This is a genomic window from Serratia sp. Z4 (assembly GCF_009900725.1).
GTDB lineage: Bacteria > Pseudomonadota > Gammaproteobacteria > Enterobacterales > Enterobacteriaceae > Serratia > Serratia nematodiphila.
Genome location: NZ_JAAABD010000012.1, coordinates 1 through 18426 on the forward strand (window position 1 = coordinate 1; position 18426 = coordinate 18426).

General features: G+C 58.4%; 16 protein-coding genes, 2 tRNA genes and 2 rRNA genes. 13 read left to right on the forward strand and 7 right to left on the reverse strand.

Translation table 11 applies throughout. The annotated features are described in order from the left end of the window. The 4 genes from GT753_RS23930 to dkgB form a co-directional block, all read left to right on the forward strand. Positions 1–108 (forward strand): 23S ribosomal RNA (locus GT753_RS23930); the annotation flags it as partial. Positions 109–210: 102 nt separating this feature from the next. Continuing rightward, a 5S ribosomal RNA gene (gene rrf / locus GT753_RS23935) occupies positions 211–326 on the forward strand. 94 nt (positions 327–420) lie between these two features. Beyond that, positions 421–497, forward strand: a tRNA-Asp gene (locus GT753_RS23940). A 214-nt stretch (positions 498–711) separates the two neighbouring features. After that, a complete protein-coding gene (gene dkgB, locus GT753_RS23945; protein WP_015376713.1) occupies positions 712–1515 on the forward strand; it encodes a 2,5-didehydrogluconate reductase DkgB in 804 nt (267 codons plus the stop codon). 46 nt (positions 1516–1561) lie between these two features. Here dkgB and yafC read toward each other — a convergent pair whose 3' ends face one another. Beyond that, positions 1562–2449: a DNA-binding transcriptional regulator YafC gene (yafC, locus tag GT753_RS23950; protein WP_004930183.1), complete on the reverse strand. Its 888-nt coding sequence runs from the start codon at positions 2447–2449 to the stop codon at positions 1562–1564. 105 nt (positions 2450–2554) lie between these two features. On the opposite strand from yafC, the gene GT753_RS23955 reads away from it, so the two are divergent. Beyond that, positions 2555–3730, forward strand: coding sequence for an MFS transporter (locus GT753_RS23955; RefSeq protein ID WP_049241338.1), 1176 nt, complete (start codon positions 2555–2557; stop codon positions 3728–3730). A 241-nt stretch (positions 3731–3971) separates the two neighbouring features. After that, positions 3972–4766 (forward strand): endonuclease/exonuclease/phosphatase family protein, encoded by a 795-nt coding sequence (locus GT753_RS23960; protein ID WP_025160092.1) that lies wholly within the window; start codon positions 3972–3974, stop codon positions 4764–4766. Positions 4767–4818: 52 nt separating this feature from the next. Here GT753_RS23960 and mltD read toward each other — a convergent pair whose 3' ends face one another. Both mltD and gloB read right to left on the reverse strand, forming a co-directional pair. Next, positions 4819–6201 (reverse strand): murein transglycosylase D, encoded by a 1383-nt coding sequence (gene mltD, locus GT753_RS23965; protein WP_004930188.1) that lies wholly within the window; start codon positions 6199–6201, stop codon positions 4819–4821. A gap of 71 nt (positions 6202–6272) precedes the next feature. Continuing rightward, a complete protein-coding gene (gene gloB, locus GT753_RS23970) occupies positions 6273–7028 on the reverse strand; it encodes a hydroxyacylglutathione hydrolase (RefSeq protein ID WP_015376716.1) in 756 nt (251 codons plus the stop codon). A gap of 44 nt (positions 7029–7072) precedes the next feature. Here gloB and GT753_RS23975 point away from each other — a divergent pair, with 44 nt between their 5' ends. Next, positions 7073–7792 (forward strand): class I SAM-dependent methyltransferase, encoded by a 720-nt coding sequence (locus GT753_RS23975; protein ID WP_004930191.1) that lies wholly within the window; start codon positions 7073–7075, stop codon positions 7790–7792. Here the strand turns inward: GT753_RS23975 and rnhA are convergent. Beyond that, complete coding sequence (gene rnhA, locus GT753_RS23980; protein WP_004930193.1) at positions 7789–8256, reverse strand: ribonuclease HI; 468 nt, start codon at positions 8254–8256, stop codon at positions 7789–7791. The genes GT753_RS23975 and rnhA overlap by 4 nt on opposite strands. Before the next feature lie 72 nt (positions 8257–8328). Between rnhA and dnaQ the strand changes: the two genes are divergently transcribed. Together dnaQ and GT753_RS23990 are read left to right on the forward strand one after the other, a co-directional pair. Beyond that, positions 8329–9072: a DNA polymerase III subunit epsilon gene (gene dnaQ / locus GT753_RS23985; protein ID WP_004930195.1), complete on the forward strand. Its 744-nt coding sequence runs from the start codon at positions 8329–8331 to the stop codon at positions 9070–9072. Between the two features lie 144 nt (positions 9073–9216). Beyond that, a tRNA-Asp gene (locus tag GT753_RS23990) sits at positions 9217–9293 on the forward strand. Between the two features lie 105 nt (positions 9294–9398). Here the strand turns inward: GT753_RS23990 and GT753_RS23995 are convergent. Then, positions 9399–11639 (reverse strand): TonB-dependent siderophore receptor, encoded by a 2241-nt coding sequence (locus GT753_RS23995; protein ID WP_160126033.1) that lies wholly within the window; start codon positions 11637–11639, stop codon positions 9399–9401. Positions 11640–11873: 234 nt separating this feature from the next. On the opposite strand from GT753_RS23995, the gene GT753_RS24000 reads away from it, so the two are divergent. The 4 genes from GT753_RS24000 to hpxK all read left to right on the forward strand — a co-directional run bounded on the left by GT753_RS24000 (position 11874) and on the right by hpxK (position 16422). After that, positions 11874–12752: a siderophore-interacting protein gene (locus tag GT753_RS24000; RefSeq protein WP_160126034.1), complete on the forward strand. Its 879-nt coding sequence runs from the start codon at positions 11874–11876 to the stop codon at positions 12750–12752. Positions 12753–12888: 136 nt separating this feature from the next. Then, a complete protein-coding gene (locus GT753_RS24005) occupies positions 12889–13728 on the forward strand; it encodes a MurR/RpiR family transcriptional regulator (protein ID WP_088381257.1) in 840 nt (279 codons plus the stop codon). A 208-nt stretch (positions 13729–13936) separates the two neighbouring features. Further along, positions 13937–15181, forward strand: coding sequence for an alanine--glyoxylate aminotransferase family protein (locus tag GT753_RS24010; RefSeq protein WP_075685781.1), 1245 nt, complete (start codon positions 13937–13939; stop codon positions 15179–15181). Next, entirely contained in the window at positions 15178–16422 is a 1245-nt protein-coding gene (hpxK, locus tag GT753_RS24015) for an allantoate amidohydrolase (RefSeq protein ID WP_160126035.1), read from the forward strand. The genes GT753_RS24010 and hpxK overlap by 4 nt, the downstream gene beginning before the upstream one ends. Here the strand turns inward: hpxK and GT753_RS24020 are convergent, their stop codons facing one another. Together GT753_RS24020 and GT753_RS24025 are read right to left on the reverse strand one after the other, a co-directional pair. Next, entirely contained in the window at positions 16423–17196 is a 774-nt protein-coding gene (locus tag GT753_RS24020; protein WP_118892426.1) for an amidohydrolase, read from the reverse strand. It abuts the gene before it with no gap. After that, a complete protein-coding gene (locus tag GT753_RS24025) occupies positions 17184–18344 on the reverse strand; it encodes a pyridoxal phosphate-dependent aminotransferase (RefSeq protein WP_049241350.1) in 1161 nt (386 codons plus the stop codon). The genes GT753_RS24020 and GT753_RS24025 overlap by 13 nt, the downstream gene beginning before the upstream one ends. Positions 18345–18426 lie beyond the last annotated feature (82 nt).

Consider the following 18426-nt stretch of genomic DNA (forward strand, 5'->3'; position numbering starts at 1 on the left):
TTAAGGCCCCTGAAGGAACGTTTAAGACTAAGACGTTGATAGGCTGGGTGTGTAAGTGCAGCGATGCATTGAGCTAACCAGTACTAATGATCCGTGAGGCTTAACCTTACAACACCGAAGGTGTTTTGGTGAGACCAAGACAATATTCAGCTTGTTGACAGATTGGATTGACTGGCTTCGTGATGAAGCGGGTTGATTAAAACGAATTTGCCTGGCGGCAATAGCGCGGTGGTCCCACCTGACCCCATGCCGAACTCAGAAGTGAAACGCCGTAGCGCCGATGGTAGTGTGGGGTCTCCCCATGCGAGAGTAGGACACTGCCAGGCATCAAATAAACGTTATCAGTGTGACGACTGGTAATGCGCAAGTCGCAGAGCGCGATATTGCCGGTATCGAAAGATACAACGTAAAAGAATCGGTGGAGCGGTAGTTCAGTTGGTTAGAATACCTGCCTGTCACGCAGGGGGTCGCGGGTTCGAGCCCCGTCCGTTCCGCCACTTAATTGATAAGCCCTGAGTTTCGACTCAGGGCTTTTTCATATCTGTATTTTGCGCTTTTCAGTCTGGAATTGTTCCTCTTTACCGCCTCGCCTTTCTCCATATTATTGCCTTTAGATCAAAAGTCTTATGCCGAACCAGGCGTTTTTGATCAATAAAAAAGTTGCCATAATCTTCCTCATACCACATCTACCTGTTAATGAGAGAAAACATTATGAGCATCCCTGCATTTGGTTTAGGTACTTTCCGCCTTCAGGATCAGGTTGTTATCGATTCTGTCAGCACTGCACTTGAGCTGGGCTATCGCACTATCGACACCGCGCAGATCTATGAAAACGAAGCGGCTGTTGGCCAGGCTATCGCTGCCAGCGGCGTGAAACGTGAAGACCTGTTCATCACCACCAAGATTTGGATCGCGAATCTGGCGAAAGGCACACTGATCCCAAGCCTGCAAGAAAGCTTGAAAAAACTGCAAACCTCCTACGTTGATCTGACACTGATCCACTGGCCGTCACCCAACGACGAAGTGCCAGTTGCCGAATTTATGGCTGAGTTGCTGGAAGCGAAAAAGCTGGGGCTGACTCGCCAAATTGGCGTATCTAACTTCACCATCGACTTGATGCAGCAAGCGATTGACGCGATTGGCGCCGATGAAATCGCCACCAACCAAATCGAGCTGTCACCGTTCTTGCAGAACCGCAAGGTGGTAGAATTCGCGCAGCAGCACGGCATCGCCATCACCTCTTACATGACGTTGGCCTATGGCAAAGCGCTGCAGGATGAAACGATTAAAAGCATCGCCGCTCGTCACAATGCAACTCCAGCACAGGTTGTCCTGGCTTGGGCATTGAAGCTGGGTTATGCAGTTATTCCTTCCTCGACCAAACGTGAAAACCTGGCGAGCAACCTGTTGGCACAGCAACTGACGCTGACCGACGAAGATATGGCGCAGATCGCCGCACTGGAGTGCAACGGCCGTCTGGTTAGCCCGGAAGGCCTGGCGCCAAACTGGGATTAATCTTTCCTCGCAGTGGTCAGCATAAGGCGTCCATCAGGGCGCCTTTTTATCGTTTCAGGTATTCACTCACAAAATCAATAAAGCTGCGCAGACGGTTGCTGACGGCGCTGTCGCTGTAATAAACCGCGTTGATCGGCATGGCGACCGGCAGTGTCGCTTCCACCAGAATCGGAACCAAATCTCCACGTTTGATATCTTCGTCACTCATAAAGTCCGACAGGCAGGCGATACCGTTGCCATGCAGACAGAGATGGCGCTGGGTTTCTCCACTATTAGTGGTCAAGCCGGGAGTGATTTCCAACTGGCTGCCATCTGAACAAGCCAGTGGCCAGCGGTTCAAACTGGGCAGGTCGTTGAAGCCGATGCAGCAGTGATGTGCAAGATCTTCTACCGTTAGCGGCGTGCCGTGCTGAGCCAGATAGGCGGGGGAGGCGAGCACATGCCGGTAGCTGGTCATCAGTTTGCGCGCTTTCAGCGTGGAATCGGTCAGCTCTCCTACGCGGATCGCAATATCCACTTTTCGCTCGATCAAATTGATAAAGTTTTCCGAAGACACTAGCGATAACGACATTTCAGGATAACGTTCGCGGAACTCCGCCACTAAAGGCGTCAGCATGTGTAGCACCACCGGCGTTGCCGCGTCGACGCGCAGCAGGCCTTGCGGGCGTTGACGGCTTTCCATCAGCGCATTTTCTGCCGCGGCCATATCGTTCAGTACCTTCTGCACCTGGCGAAAGTAATTCTCTCCTTCCTGAGTCAGGCTGATTTGGCGCGTGGTGCGGTTGAGCAGCGTTACGCCCAGTTTGCTTTCCAGTTTTTTCACCGTTCGGCTAACCACGGAATTCGCTTGTTCCAGGCGTTCAGCCGCCCGGCTGAAACTACCGCTTTCCACGACGGTGACAAAGGTGATCAGCTCGTCTGAGTTTGCTTTCATTTTTGCTCCAATGGCAAAGTTAATTTGAAATTTTGAGCATTTTTATCATTTAAGCATAGGCCGATAATAGCCGTCATCAACTTGAATGCTATTTCGGAGTAAAAAATGCCACTCGCATTACTTGCCTTAACCATCAGCGCTTTTGCTATCGGCACGACCGAGTTCGTGATTGTCGGGTTGATTCCGACTATCGCGGAGCAGTTGGGAGTGACCGTACCGTCCGCTGGGTTGCTGGTGACTATCTATGCCCTCGGCGTGGCCATCGGCGCGCCGGTGCTGACGGCCCTGACCAGCCGCATACCGCGCAAACTGTTGCTGGTTGGCCTGATGGTGCTGTTCACTCTCGGCAACCTGCTGGCCTGGCAGTCACCCAGTTATGAATCGCTGGTAGTGGCTCGGTTGTTGACCGGCCTGGCGCACGGCGTGTTCTTCTCTATCGGTTCCACTATCGCCACTAGCCTGGTGGCGAAAGAGAAGGCGGCCTCCGCCATCGCCATCATGTTTGGTGGCCTGACGGTGGCGCTGGTGACCGGCGTACCGCTGGGGACGTTCATCGGCCAGCAGTTTGGCTGGCGTGAGACCTTCCTGGCCGTTTCTCTGATTGGCGCTGTCGCCACACTGGCCAGCATTATTTTGGTGCCGAGCAATATCAAGAACCAGGGCAGCGCCGGCGTGCGGGAACAGCTGAAAGTGCTGACTCATCCTCGTCTGCTGCTGATTTACGCGATTACCGCATTGGGATACGGCGGGGTCTTCACGACCTTTACCTTCCTTGCGCCGATGATGCAGGAATTGGCCGGCTTCTCTGCACCGACCGTGAGCTGGATACTGTTGGCTTATGGCGTCGCGGTGGCGGTGGGTAACATCTGGGGAGGCAAGCTGGCCGATCGTCATGGGGCCGTGCGTGCGTTGAGCTTTATCTTTGCCGCGCTGGCCGTTTTGCTGCTGCTGTTCCAGTTTACCGCCAGTCACAGTATTGCCGCTTTGCTGACGGTGATTGTGATGGGTGTGTTCGCTTTCGGCAACGTGCCGGGGCTGCAGGTGTATGTGGTGCAGAAAGCCGCGCAATACACGCCAAATGCGGTGGATGTGGCGTCCGGTCTCAACATCGCGGCGTTCAACATCGGCATTGCGCTCGGCTCGGTGATAGGCGGCCAGACTGTTGCTTCACTGGGGCTGGCGCAGACCCCCTGGATTGGCGCGCTGATCGTGGTGGTTGCATTGTTGCTGGTTAGCCTCAGTGGCCGCCTGGATAAAAAGTCTCAGCTGCAAACGGCTTAATTCGTAAAACCCTTGCTGCCTGGCCCGCATTTTGCGGGCCTTTTCGCATTTTTCACCTATTACCCCTCACCTTTACACAGCTATACCGTCAGAAGATTGAAATCGCTGCAGGCGGCCCCTATAACTGAAAAGGTGATGCCCGCAAAAGCCATGCCCTCTATGCAGGGTAGGCGTATAATCAATTCATCGTTGGCGAGTGTTCATCGCCAGTTTTCATGTTAATGGGTAATAGGCGAATCGCGTGCCGAAACGAACTTATGCAATGAGGTATGTTGCAGGTCAGCCAGTTGAGCGAATCTTTCCTGGCGCCGTTAACCAGCCGTTGCCGCCAGGGGCGGCGCTGCCGACGACCGGCGCCTTGCGCGTTATGGTGTGGAATATTTTCAAACAGCAGCGAGCCGACTGGCTTTCGGTGCTGAAAAACCATGGCAAAGACGCGCAGCTGGTATTGTTGCAAGAGGCGCAAACCACGCCAGAGTTGGTGAGCTACGCTACCGCCAACTATCTGGCGGCCGATCAGGTGCCGGCCTTTGTGCTACCGCAGCACCCTTCCGGCGTGATGACGCTGGCGGCCGCTCATCCTGTTTACTGTTGCCCGCTGCGCGAGCGAGAGCCGCTGCTGCGGCTGTCCAAGTCGGCCCTGATCACCGTTTATCCGCTGTACAACGGCGAGCTGTTGATGGTGGTAAACATCCATGCGGTGAACTTTAGCCTGGGCGTCGACGTCTACAGCAAGCAGTTGGGGCCGATAGGCGAACAGATCGCCAGTCACCGGGGGCCGGTGATTATGGCGGGGGATTTCAACGCCTGGAGCCGCAAGCGCATCAATGCGCTGTATGACTTTGCCGGAGAGATGGCGCTGCGCGAGGTGAGCTTCACCGACGACCATCGCCGCAAGGCCTTCGGGCGTCCACTGGATTTCGTATTTTACCGCAATCTGGGGGTGGTGGAGGCGTCGGTGCTGGTGACCAGCGCGTCGGATCACAACCCGCTGTTGGTGGAGTTTCATCCGGAGAAAGACTCGCCGGTATGGTGAATCGCAGCTAATAAAAAAGCACCCCGAAGGGTGCTTTTTTTGTGCCGAACACTTAAGTATCCGGCGTTAGCTTGTTGCCGACAAACAGGGTCAGCTTCAGACCTGGCTGCAGGTTGCCTTTGGCGAGCGTTGAATTCCAACGCATCACGTCGTTAATATCGACGCCGTGACGACGTGCGATACTGGCGAGCGAATCACCTTTACGAACCTGGTAGGTGATACTGCTGTTACTGCCAGTATTGCTGGCCACTTGCAGGGTTTGCCCAACTTTTATGGCGCTCTTGGCGCGTAAGTTGTTCCAACTCTGCAAATCGCTGGTCTTAACGTTCAGCCGCTTGGCAATGCCCGATAAGGTGTCGCCGGAGCGCACTTTATACGAACTGCCACCGGTCAAACCGCTGTTCTTCGCCAACTGCGTCGTTGGCTGAGTCACGGCGATCTGGCCATCGGCCAGCGAGTCTTTCAGTTGCTCGGCATGTCCTTTGGGAACCATGATGTAATGGGGCCCGTTGGGTGCCGTAACGCCTTTTTTGTAGCCTGGGTTATACGCTTTCATCTTGGTGACTGAAAGCCCTGCCATCTCAGCCGCCTGAGTCAGCTGGATCTGCTGTCCGACATCGATACGCGCCAGCGCACGGGTTTCATCCGTTTTCGGGAGTTTCACGCCGTACTTCTTGCTGTTCTTGATGATGTCGCTCAGCGCCAGCATTTTCGGGACATAGATTGACGTTTCACGCGGAAGCGACAATGCCCAGAAATTGGTTGGCTTACCCTGGCGTTTGTTTGCCTTCACCGCTTGCATCACGCGGCCTTCACCACTGTTATAGGCGGCTACGGTCAGTAACCAGTCGCCGTTAAACATGCGGTTCAAGCGCTGCATCATGTTAAGCGCAGCGGTTGTCGAGGCGACGACATCGCGTCGGCCGTCATACCACTGATTGTTTTTCAAACCATAATTGCGACCCGTTTGCGGCACGATTTGCCATAGCCCTGCGGCGTTGGCACTTGACGTGGCGTGTGGGTCAAAAGCGCTCTCCACTATGGGTAGCAGTACCAGTTCCATCGGCATATTACGTTTCTTAATCTGCCCGACTATCCAGTACATGTACGGCTCTGCCCGTAATGTTACATCGTGGAGATAGCTCTTACTTTTTAAGTACTTTCTTTTCTGATCACGGATCCGGGAATTTTCCGGAACCTCCATCTTCAGCTCGTCGCTAATGAAGTTCCACAGGTCCTGTTGCGCGGCGGGACTGTTGTTATCCAACCACCGCGCCGAGCTCGCTCGGCCATTTGCTGTGTACTCTCCTGCTTCACCATCTTGACCAGCCGAAGACAAACTCTGTGCATGCTGTTCTGGCGCCGGTGCGTCCTGCCTGGACGACTGGCAACCCACTAGCAAGACTGAGGCGAGAAATATCGCTTTAGCCTTCATGTGTGTGTCAATGTAGTTGCTTAAAAGACGAGCAATAATACTTTGCTTCGCCAAATAACACAACTAAAAGCTTAGAAGTTATCTTTCCGCAGGCGTAATTCGGAAAAAACTGAATGAAGGCTTTTCGGTGGTGAATTAAAGCCTAATTTCTTTTGTAAATCAGTGTCATGGCAACGTAAAAACAGGTTAATTTTGCGCTCTAATTGCAATGTAGTCGGCACGCTGGCTTGGCCTTTTGCCCTTAACGCTTCAACATGTTGTTGATATGTTTCAATCTCTCGATCTTCCGGCAAAATAGCCCGCGCAAACTTAAGATTTGAAAGAGTATATTCATGCGCGCAGCAAATTAAGGTGTTATCGGGAAGTTGCGCGAGTTGTTGAAATGAGTCGTACATTTGTTTGGCGGTGCCTTCAAACAGCCTGCCGCAGCCGGCGGAGAAAATGGTGTCGCCGCAGAACAGATAAGGGGCACTATAGAATGCCACATGGCCCAGCGTATGGCCGGGAACGGCGATAGTCCTGTATTGACGGCCATCGATATCAAAGGTGTCGCCGTCATGGACGATGTGGTTGGCGCCTTTGTCCGCGGTTTCCTGCGGCCCATAGACGGCCAGGCCGGGGTACTGCGCGACAATCTGCGCCACGCCGCCGACGTGATCGTGATGATGGTGAGTCAGCAGGATCGCCGCCGGCGCCAGCTGCAGGCGCTGCAACGCTTCAAGTACCGGCTGCGCTTCACCCGGATCGACGATAATGCAGCGCCCCTGTCGGTCATCCAATAACCAAATGTAATTGTCCTGGAAGGCGGGAATGCTGATAAGATTCATGGTGTACCTCTCGTTGGCAACGGCTTGAAAGAAGATAATAAATCATGAAACCAGCCCATACTCTACAAAAGCTCACCGGCCCGCAGTCCTGGGCTGAGCTGCCGTGGGGGGAGTACTATCGTGAAGCGCTCGAGCGGCAGTTGCAACCCTGGTGGCCCAAGCTGTTCGGTTTCCATCTGCTGAAGATGGGCATGCTCAGCGCCGAGCTGGCCACGGATAAATGCGCAATCTCCCATCAGGTTAACGTAGGGTTGGAGGGGGAAGGGCTGCAGGTGGTCGCCGACGCTTATCAACTGCCGTTTGCCGCCAAGTCGGTAGATGCCTGCCTGTTGGCACATACGCTGTCCTATGCGGACGATCCGCACCGCATGCTGCGTGAGGTGGACAGGGTGTTGATCGACGACGGCTGGTTGGTCATCAGCAGTTTCAATCCGTTCAGCCTGCTGGGGTTGGGCAAGCTGGCGCCCGGGTTGCGTCGTCGCCAGCCCTATGTCAGCCGCATGTTTACCCAGATGCGGCTGCTGGATTGGCTCAGCCTGCTGAATTACGAGGTGTTGCACCAGGCGCGTTTTCACGTACTGCCGTGGCACCGCAAGGGCGGCAAATTTTTATGCACCCATTTGCCGGCGCTGGGCTGCATGAGCGTGATTGTGGCGCGTAAGCGCACCTTGCCGCTGACGCCCACGCCGATGAAACTGGGGGCGAGAAAGCCGTCTCTCAGCCGCGCGGTGGGCGCGACCAAGAGCTATCGCAAGCTGCCTTAGGCTTCCGGTTGGTAACCGACGTCTTCCTGCGTCGGTTTACCGGCCGCTTCGCGCGCCAGCACGTCACAACGTTCGTTCTCCGGATGGCCGGCGTGGCCCTTGACCCATTCCCACTTCACCTCGTGGCGCTGAATGGCCTGATCCAGCCGCTGCCACAGATCGACATTTTTGACCGGTTTTTTGTCGGCGGTTTTCCAACCGCGTTTCTTCCAGTTATGGATCCAGCTGGTGATGCCCTGGCGCACGTACTGGCTGTCGGTGCTGAGCGTCACGGCGCAGGGCACGGTCAGCGCTTCCAGCGCCACGATCGCCGCCATCATTTCCATGCGGTTATTGGTGGTCAGACGGAATCCTTCGCTGAAGGTTTTTTCCGTCTGCTTATAGCGTAGTATCGCGCCGTAGCCACCGGGGCCGGGGTTGCCAAGGCAGGAGCCGTCGGTGAAAATTTCTACCTGTTTGAGCATCTCTGGTAGACTCTTCCTATCAGTTTTATAAAAGCCAAGTCTGACATAAACGAGCGCTGTGAGCACTGCAATATGATCTCTACAACCACCAGACAGATTGTCCTCGATACCGAAACCACCGGTATGAACAAGCTTGGGGTGCACTACGAAGGGCACCGCATCATCGAAATCGGTGCGGTGGAGGTGATTAACCGCCGCCTGACCGGGCGCAACTTCCACGTATACATCAAGCCGGATCGGCTGGTGGATCCGGAAGCCTACGGCGTACACGGCATCAGCGACGACTTCCTGGCCGACAAGCCGACCTTCGATCAGGTTGCCGAGGAATTCCTCGACTTTATCCGCGGCGGCGAGCTGGTGATCCATAACGCGGCGTTCGATATCGGCTTTATGGATCACGAATTCCGCATGTTGCAGCAGGGCATCCCGAAGACCGAGACCTTCTGCACCATCACCGACAGCCTGTTGATGGCGCGTCGCCTGTTCCCGGGCAAGCGCAACAACCTCGATGCCTTGTGCAGCCGTTATGAGATAGACAACAGCAAGCGTACGCTGCACGGCGCATTGCTCGATGCCGAGATCCTGGCGGAAGTTTATCTGGCGATGACCGGCGGTCAGACCTCGATAGCGTTCCAGATGGAGGGGGATACCCAGCAAAATGACGCCGCGCAAGAAATACAACGCATTGTCCGCCCGGCGACGGCGATGAAAGTGGTCTACGCCAGCGACGAAGAAGTGAAGGCGCATGAGGCGCGTCTGGATCTGGTGGCGAAGAAGGGCGGTAGCTGCCTGTGGCGCGGGGCGCCGGCGGAATAACGGCGTTTTTGCGTGAAAAAACCTCACTGGATGAATCTTCGTTGAAAAACTGTGCAAACGGTTCATTTGCGGAGAAAAAGGCGTTGACGGAACCGAGAGGCGTCCGTAATATGCGCCTCGTTCCCCCGCAAGAGGGAATGGCGCGGAGCGGTAGTTCAGTTGGTTAGAATACCTGCCTGTCACGCAGGGGGTCGCGGGTTCGAGCCCCGTCCGTTCCGCCACTATTCAGAAGCCCTGAGTTAGCGATAACTCAGGGCTTCGTCGTTTCCGTTCTCTGAAAAACGGCGTGGCCCAATGAACGGGGCCGGCAGACCGGCCCCTTATCCTCAGAATAACACCGAATAGTTCAAGCCGAAGGTGCGTCCGCGGCCTTTATAGCTGTACAGCTCAGGCGATCCGTAGGTCGGGCTGTACAGGATCGGCGCGCGTTGGCCCCAAACGGTGGTGTATTCCTTGTCCAGCAAGTTTTCCACGCTGAAGCTGATTTTCCCTACCGGTAGGGTATAGCTGCCGAGGAAATCGAGGGTGTTGTAGCCATCGATTTTGCGGCCCTGGGTGGAATTGGCCTTGGTGTAATCGCCATCGTCCGACACGTCGAAGGTTTGCTGCGACTGTAAACGCAGATTCCAGTCGCCCGGCGCCCAGCCGACATAAGCGGTGACTTTCGATGGGCTGGCGGTATCGACTACCAGCTTCTTCCATTCGCCGTTGACCTTGGTTTCGGATCGGATAACGTTGAAGTTGGTGCCGGCGCTCCAGTCGCTGTCTTCAAAGAAGTAGTCCACCGCCCCTTCCAGCCCATAGATGCGCCGCTTATCCGCATTGACGTTAATGGTCATGTCGGTTTTGTTGATGGCGATGCTCTTGTCGGACAGCGAGTAGTAGGCGGCGATTTGCGTGCGCAGATTATCGCCGGTATAGCGCCAGCCCAGCTCGTAGGCATTGACCTTGATGCCTTCCAGCTTGGAATCGCCGACGTTAACGCTCTTCAGCAACTGGTAATGTCCGCCGTTCAACGCGTAGGTGCCGTTACCGTAATATTTGCCCGGATCCGGGATCTCAAAGCCCTGAGAGAAGTTGAACCAGGTTTGCTGGCGCTCGGTCAGGTGTGCCAACAGGCCGGCATTGAACAGCGCGTTGTTGTAGTCGGTTTTCCCGCCCGGTATAGCGTCGGCGGACGTCGCGGCGCCGGTGGCGATTGCCTGCTGCTGGTTATAACCGACGAAGTCATCAATCTTGTTTTCGGTGTACTGATAACGCACGCCGCCGCTCAGGGTGAAGATCGGGTTGATGTCGTAGCTGGCCTGCAGGAACGACGCCAGGTTGCTGGTGGTATAGCTCGGGTAGCGGCCGGTGCTGTAAGCGTTCTCCAGCGTCATGCCGCCCGACTGCTGAGCCTTCGCCAGGTTGAAGAACTGCTGGTTGGCGTTGAAGCTTTCATGCTCGGCGTCAATGCCGTAAGTCAGCGTCAGTGCGTCGACAGGTTTGCTGTTTAACGTCAGCTTGCCACCGTAGAAATCGGTTTTTTGCTGCGAAGCGCCAATGCTGCTGACGTAATAGTTCGGTGCTTTGCCCGCCAGCGTCGGGAACGGGTAGAAGGTCAACGTTTCGTCGCGGTAGTAGACCTGCGCCACCAGATCCTGGCCGAGGAAATTTGTGTTGGAATATTGCAGGTTGATCAGGTGGCGCTCGGTGCCGGGGATGCGGTCGGAATTTAAGTTACCGCTGTTATATGCCTTGGCGTTGCCGGTCACCGCCGCAAAGTTCTCTCCCAGGAACAGGCCGTGATCGCCGTCGGATTGGCTTTTGTAGTATTGGGTGGTCAGCTGCAGCTGTTGATGATCGTCGATGTTGAGGGTGCCGGTGCCCATCACGTCGAGGCGATCGGAATACTGCAGGCCGGTTTGGGTATTGTCGATCAATACCTCATTGCCTTTGCCGTCATACCAGCCGCCATAGCGCTGGTAAGAAACGGACAGGCGCCCAGAGGCGTTGTCGTTGCCGCCGCTGACCGCCGCCGCCACGTTCTCGTCGTGATCGTTATGGCCGCCAAAGCCGGTTTTACCGCCGACCTGCAACTCGACCTGCTGTTCCTGTTGTCCTTTTTTGGTGACGATATTGATCAGGCCGCCGGTGCTGCCGCCGCCGTACAGCGAGGTCGCGCCGGAAATCACCTCGATATGATCGATATTGAATGGATCGATCGAATCCAACTGGCGGCTGTCGCTGCGCGATGAATTCAGGCGCACGCCGTCAATCATCACCATCATTGAGCGGCCGCGCATATTCATACCATAGTTGGTGCGGCCCTGGCCGCTGACGTCCATGCCGGGGATCAGCTGCGCCAACATGTCCTTGATCTCTTTGCCGCCCTGAACCTGCTGTTCGATCTCCTGGCTTTCGATCACCCAGGTGGTTTGCGCCATTTCCGCCGTGCTGCGGTGTGAACGGCTGGCGGAGACCACCATCTGCTCTTCGGCGCCGGCTTTCTGACCTTCTGCCCAAGCCGTCGGCGCAAGCATCGCCAGCAGACAAGGATTCAAAACCCAAAGGTGTTTGCGTTTCATCGTTATTTATTTCCCAGGTGATATTGTTATTGCGTTATTTTTGAGAATGATTCTTTTATCAATAACGTTTCTTGTTATCAATAAAATCATGATATGATTTTTTGCGATACATTAACGTAATTAATTAGTTTTATTAACATTTTACCCGCTGCGCGATCGAGCAACCCACGCCGTCAACACGGCAGCCGATCGGCCATAGGTGCAAGCGACAGCCGTTGCCGGAGAAACGAGAACATGTCCGCCAGCTACAGAATTTTTGATATCACCTTGAAAAGCAAAACGCTGATTTCACCTTCGCTGGTGCGCTGCGTGTTTGAAGGTGCGGATATTCATCGGATGAAGTTGGAAGCGCCGGATCAGCGCATCAAACTGCTGTTCCCGGCGGCGGACGGCCAGATCCCGCAGTTGGCCAATAGCCCGGACTGGTATGGCGATTACATGGCGATCCCCAAAGAGCGGCGCCCGGTGATGCGCACTTATACGCTGCGTGCGCTGCGCCGTGAGCTGAATCAGATGGACGTCGAGTTCGTGCTGCATGGCGTGAACGGCCCGGCCTCCGCCTGGGCGACTCACGCCGAGCCGGGTGATGCCATTCAGACCGTCGCCCCCAACGCTGACTTCGACGGCGACAGCGGCGGCTACGAATGGGCGCCGCCGGCGCAGTTGCAGCAGGCGCTGTTGATCGCCGATGAAACGGCCGTGCCGGCGGCGATGGGCATTCTGGAGCAATTGGCGCAGCAGACCAATCCGCCGCGCGTGCAGGCATTCTTCGAAGTGCCGCAGGCGGGGGATTGCCTGGATTTGACCCGCTTCCCGTTCGCCGAGGTTTACTGGCTGCCGCGCGATGTGGGCCGCCAGTTGGCGCATGGCACGTTGCTGGCGGAAGCGGTGCGCCAGCGGGTGGATATTCCCGCTTCGGCGTGCGCGCAAGCGCAGTCTTTGGCGGAAAGCAGCCTGAGCGATGAGGTGTTGTGGGAGCGGGCGGCGGGCGGCAGCGCTTTCTATGCCTGGGTGGCGGCCGAGTCTTCGGCGGTGAAAACCCTGCGGCGTTATCTGATCGGCGAACGCGATCTGGACCGCGCTACCGTTAACTTTATGGCCTACTGGTGCTGAATGCGCCGCCCTTTTCCGGCGACGCTGCCGAAGAGGGGCTGGCCGCGGTTATTTCCCATCAACGAATAATCGCTTGCCAGCGGGTAGTTCGGCCGTGCTATGTTCCGCTGAAACAAAGGTTACAGCGAGAACAATAATGCAACGGTTCGACGAACGTCTGCGCCGCGACTACCCACAGCTGACGCCGCAGGAGCAGCGGGTGGCCGACTTCATCTTCGATCACTATGACGATTTGATCGGCTACAACAGCGCCGAGCTGGCGCGCCTGAGCGGCGTTTCCAAAGCCACGGTCAGCCGCTTGTTCAAACGGCTGGGCTACCCCAACTACCGCGCCATGCGCGATGAGCTGCGCACCCTGCGCCAGAGTGGCATGCCGCTGACCGATAGCCGCGATGCGGTGCAGGGCGATACGCTGCTGGCGCGGCACTATAAGCAGGAAATGGCTAATCTCACCCGTTGGGTAAAGCAGATCGATGCCGAACAGTTCAGTGCGACCATCGCCGCGCTGGCGCGGGCGCGCGGCGTGATGCTGTTGGGGCTGCGCAACAGCTATCCGGTGGCGATGCACCTGCGTCAGCAACTGATGCAGGTGCGTGAACAGGTGCTGCTGGCGCCGCAGCCGGGGCAGACGCTGGCGGAAGATCTGGCGGGGCTGACACCGCAGGACATGGCGGTGGTGGTGGCGTTCCGCCGCCGGCCGCGCCAGATAAAGGCGGTGTTGACGCTGTTGCAAAGCCGCGGGGTGCCGACGCTGCTGATCTGCGAACCGCAGGCGCAGGCGCTGTTTTCGTTGGCCAGCTGGCACTTGACCGTGCCGCTCGACAGCGTGTCGGCCTTCGACAGCTATGCCGCCGCCATGAGCCTGGCCAGTTTGCTCAGCAATGCGTTGCTGCATGAGAGGCTGGCGCAGGGGCGACAGCGCATTCATCACGTCGCTGAACTGTTCCAGACGCTGGACGAACTGGAGCTGCGTTAAGCACGGCAGATCATATTCCTTCCTTCCCCCTCCGCCGTTTAAGGCGGATCGGTCACCTCATTGTGTTACTTTGATTTCATTAATTGATCATAAGAATCTTTTGTTTCAACTGAATCCCTATCGGGAGTAGGCTGTTGGGCAGCAAACAAACGTCATGTCGACGCTGAAGGCATAACTCAATAACTTACTAAGCTGACAGGGAATGAACATGTTGGATATCTCGCAATTCGATCAGATTAACCCGCCGGCGCGCCTGCTGATGGGGCCGGGGCCGATCAACGCCGATCCGCGCGTGCTGCGCGCCATGTCGAGCCAGCTGATCGGCCAGTACGATCCGGCGATGACCGGTTACATGAATCAGGTCATGGCGCTGTATCGCGCGCTGTTCCGCACCGAAAACCGCTGGACGATGCTGGTGGACGGCACCTCGCGCGCCGGCATCGAAGCGCTGCTGGTTTCCGCCATTCGCCCGGGCGATAAGGTGCTGGTGCCGGTATTTGGCCGCTTCGGACATCTGCTGTGCGAGATCGCCCGCCGTTGCCGTGCCGAGGTGCATACGATCGAGGTACCGTGGGGTGAGGTGTTCAGCGCCGATCGCATCGAAGACGCGATTAAGCGGGTGCGTCCGCGCCTGCTGCTGACGGTGCAGGGCGACACGTCCACCACCATGCTGCAGCCGCTGCATGAGCTGGGTGATATCTGCCGCCGCCACGGCGTGCTGTTTTACACCGATGCGACCGCTTCCTTCGGCGGCAACCCGCTGGAGACCGACGCCTGGGGGCTGGATGCGGTCTCTGCCGGGCTGCAGAAGTGCCTGGGCGGCCCTTCCGGCAGTTCACCGGTCACCCTCAGCCCGCAGTTTGAAGAGATCGTGCGCCGCCGTAAATGCGTGGAGCAGGGGATCCGAACCGCCGAGCACGCCGACGGCGACGACGAGATGATCTACTCCAACTATTTCGACATCGGCATGATCATGGATTATTGGGGACCGGAGCGCCTCAATCACCATACCGAAGCCACCAGCATGCTGTTCGCGGCGCGGGAATGTGCGCGGGTGATCCTCGAAGAAGGGCTGGAGCACGCCATCGCCCGCCACCGGCTGCACGGCGCGGCGCTGCTGGCGGGCATCCGGGGCATGGGGCTGGCGGTATTCGGCGATCTTGAACACCGCATGAATAACGTGCTCGGCGTGATGATCCCGCCGCAGGTGCAAGGCGAACAGGTGCGGCAGATGATGCTGAACGACTTCGCCATCGAGATCGGCACCTCGTTCGGCCCGCTGCAGGGAAAAATCTGGCGCATCGGCACCATGGGCTACAACGCGCGCAAGGATTGCGTGCTGCAAACGCTGGCGGCGCTGGAGGCGGTGTTGAACCGCCTCGGTTTCGCCAGCAGGCAGGGCGAGGCATTGCAGGCCGCCTGGAACGTTTATGATGCGGGACATCATGGATGACGCCGCTGGAGGCGCTGCAGGCCGCCGTACGAGTGATGGCGCGCTGTGACGAGCTGGCGGCGATCAGCGCGGAGCCCGATCGGCTCACGCGCCTTTATCTTTCTGCGGAACATCGGCGCGCCAACCGGCTGGTTGGCGAATGGATGCGCGAGAGCGGCATGGCGGTTTGGCAGGACAGCGTCGGCAATATCTGCGGCCGCTATGAAGGTTTAACGCCCGGCGCCCCCGCGCTGCTGCTCGGTTCGCATCTGGACACGGTGCGTAACGCCGGGCGCTATGACGGCATGCTCGGCGTGCTTACGGCGCTGGAAGTGGTGGCGCGCTATCACCGCCAGGGGCGCCGATTGCCGTTGGCGCTGGAGGTGATCGGTTTTGCGGATGAAGAGGGGGCGCGCTTCGGCGTGACGCTGCTGGGCAGCCGCGGCCTGACCGGCCAGTGGCCTGCAGAGTGGCTGGTGCGTACCGATGCCGACGGCGTTAGCATCGCGCAGGCGATGCGTGACTTCGGGCTGGATCCGGCGGCGATTCCACAGGCGCGCCGTGCGCCACACGACATCCGCGCCTATTTTGAGCTGCATATCGAACAGGGCCCGTGCCTGGAGGCGGCCGACCTGGCGCTGGGGGTGGTGACGGCGATCAACGGCGCGCGTCGGCTTAACTGTGTCTTTAGCGGGGAGGCGGGCCACGCCGGCACGGTGCCGATGGGGCAGCGCAAAGATGCGTTGGCGGCCGCGGCGGAATGGATGATGGCGGTAGAAACCCTGACCTGCGCCGCCGATCCGCACCTGGTGGCCACCGTGGGCTGCATCGAGAGCCTGCCGGGCGCGGTCAACGTGATCCCCGGCGAGGTGCGCTTGACGCTCGACGTGCGCGGCCCGCAGGATGCACCGCTGGCGACGCTATTGACGGCGTTGCTGGCGCAGGCGCAAGCGATCTGCGCACGCCGTGGAGCGCGCTTCGCCAGCGAGGAGTTTTACCGCATTGACGCCACCGCCTGCGATAGCGATCTGCAGCGCCGCTGGCAGGCGGCCGTCAAGCAGGTACAGGGGCAGAGTCTGGCGCTGCCGAGCGGCGCCGGACACGACGCCATCGCCGTGGCGGCGCACTGGCCGGTCGGCATGCTGTTCGTGCGTTGCGCCGGCGGCGTCAGCCATCATCCGGCTGAAGCGGTGCGGCAGGCGGACGTAGCGCTGGCGATCCAGGCCTATTGCCTGATGATCGCCGGCTGGGAGAGTGTTTGATCAGTCAAGACGCAGAAAGCTGTCGGCATCGCGCCAGGCCGGGAAGGCGTTGCGGTAACTCTGCAGGCTTTCCAGCGACAGCTCGGCGTCCAGCCGCGCGGCTGCGCCGGGCTCGGCATCCGCCAGGATCTCGCCCTGCGGGCTGATGATCAGGCTGTCTCCGCTGTAGTTCAGGCCGTTCGGATCGTCGCCCACCCGGTTGCAGCCCGCCACATACACCTGATTTTCAATCGCCCGCGCCGCCAGCAGCGTTTGCCAATGGCGGCTGCGCGGCGCCGGCCAGTTGGCGACGTACAGCGCCAGATCGTAATCCTGCTGATAGCGCGCCCAGACCGGGAAACGCAGGTCGTAGCAGATCTGCGGCAGGATGCGCCAGCCGCGCCACTCGAAGATTTCACGCCGGTTGCCGGCCTGGTAGTGCAGGTGTTCGCCGGCCATGCGGAACAGATGGCGTTTGTCATAGGCATGCACCTGGCCGCCCGGCTCCACCAGCAGGAAGCGATTGACCGCGCCTTCGGCGGTTTTCAGCGCCACGCTGCCGCCGATCAACGCGTGGCTTTTCACCGCCCAGCCGTGCAGCCAGTCGATCACCTGCTGTTCGGGCAGGGCGCTCTCGCCGGCATCCATGGCAAAACCGGTGGTGAACATTTCCGGCAAGACGATGAGATCGCGCCCGACGATCGGCGCCAGCAACGCGTCGAAGGCGGCCAGGTTAGCAAGGCCGTCGCGCCAGACCAGCGGTTGCTGCAACAGGGTAATTTTTAAAGTCGACATAACCGCTCCGCAGCTGCATCCAGCGTGGCGTCCTGCTTAGCGAAGCACAGCCGGATCAATTTATGAGGGAAAGGATCGGCACAGAAGACCGACAGCGGAATGGCCGCCACGCCCACGTGCTCGGTTAACCAATGGCAGAACGCCACATCGTCCAGATCGGAGATGGCGCTGTAGTCCGCCAGCAAGAAGTATGTACCGGCGCAGGGTAAAATTTCCAGTCGGCTGCTCGCCAGCGCTTGCACGAAGCGGTCGCGCTTGGCGCGGTAGAATGCCGGCAGCTGTCGCCAGTGCTCCGGCTCGGCGCGCAGGCTATCCGCCAGCGCCAGCTGCGCCGGAGTATTAACCGAAAAGGTCAGGTATTGATGCACCTTGCGCACCTCGGCGCTCAGCGTGGTGGGCGCCACGCAGTAACCCACTTTCCAGCCGGTCATGTGGAAGGTTTTACCGAAGGAGGACACCGCGATCGCCCGTTGGCGCAATTGCGGGTGGGCCAATACGCTGGCGTGCCCGCCTTTGGCGAAGCAGATGTGTTCGTAGACTTCGTCACTGAGCACGTAGATCTCGCGTTCGGCGATGGCGTGCCACAGCTGCTGCATGTCTTCCGCCTGCCAGGCGGTGGCGGACGGATTGTGCGGCGTATTGACGATCACCAGGCGGGTGCGCGGCGACAGCGCGGCGGCGAACCGTTGCCAATCCACGGCAAACGCGGGCGGCTGCAGGGCGAGGCGTTTGAGTACGCCGCCGGCCAGCGTCACCGCCGGCGCGTAGCTGTCGTAGCTCGGATCGAAACAGACCACCTCATCGCCGGGGCGAACCAGCGCCGTGATGGCGGCGAACAGCGCTTCGGTAGCGCCGGCGGTGACGGTCACTTCGGCGGTGGCGTCCGGCTGCCAGCCATACAGCTCGGCGGTTTTGTCGGCGATGGCTTCGCGCAGCGCCGCCACGCCGGTCATCGGTGCATACTGGTTGGCGCCCTGGGCGACATGCCAGGCCAGGCGTGCTTTCAGGTAGTCCGGCCCGTCGAAATCGGGGAAGCCCTGCGACAGGTTGATCGCCTGATGCTGCTGCGCCAGCGCGCTCATCTGGGTGAAGATGGTGGTGCCCAGGGCAGGCAGTTTACTTTCGGGAATCAATGCGGAAGTGCTCATAGCAGGTGAATACTCCAGGCGCTTATATTGCCGTCAATATAACACGATGCTAGTATTTGGCAATCAAGACGCTTAGATGGCT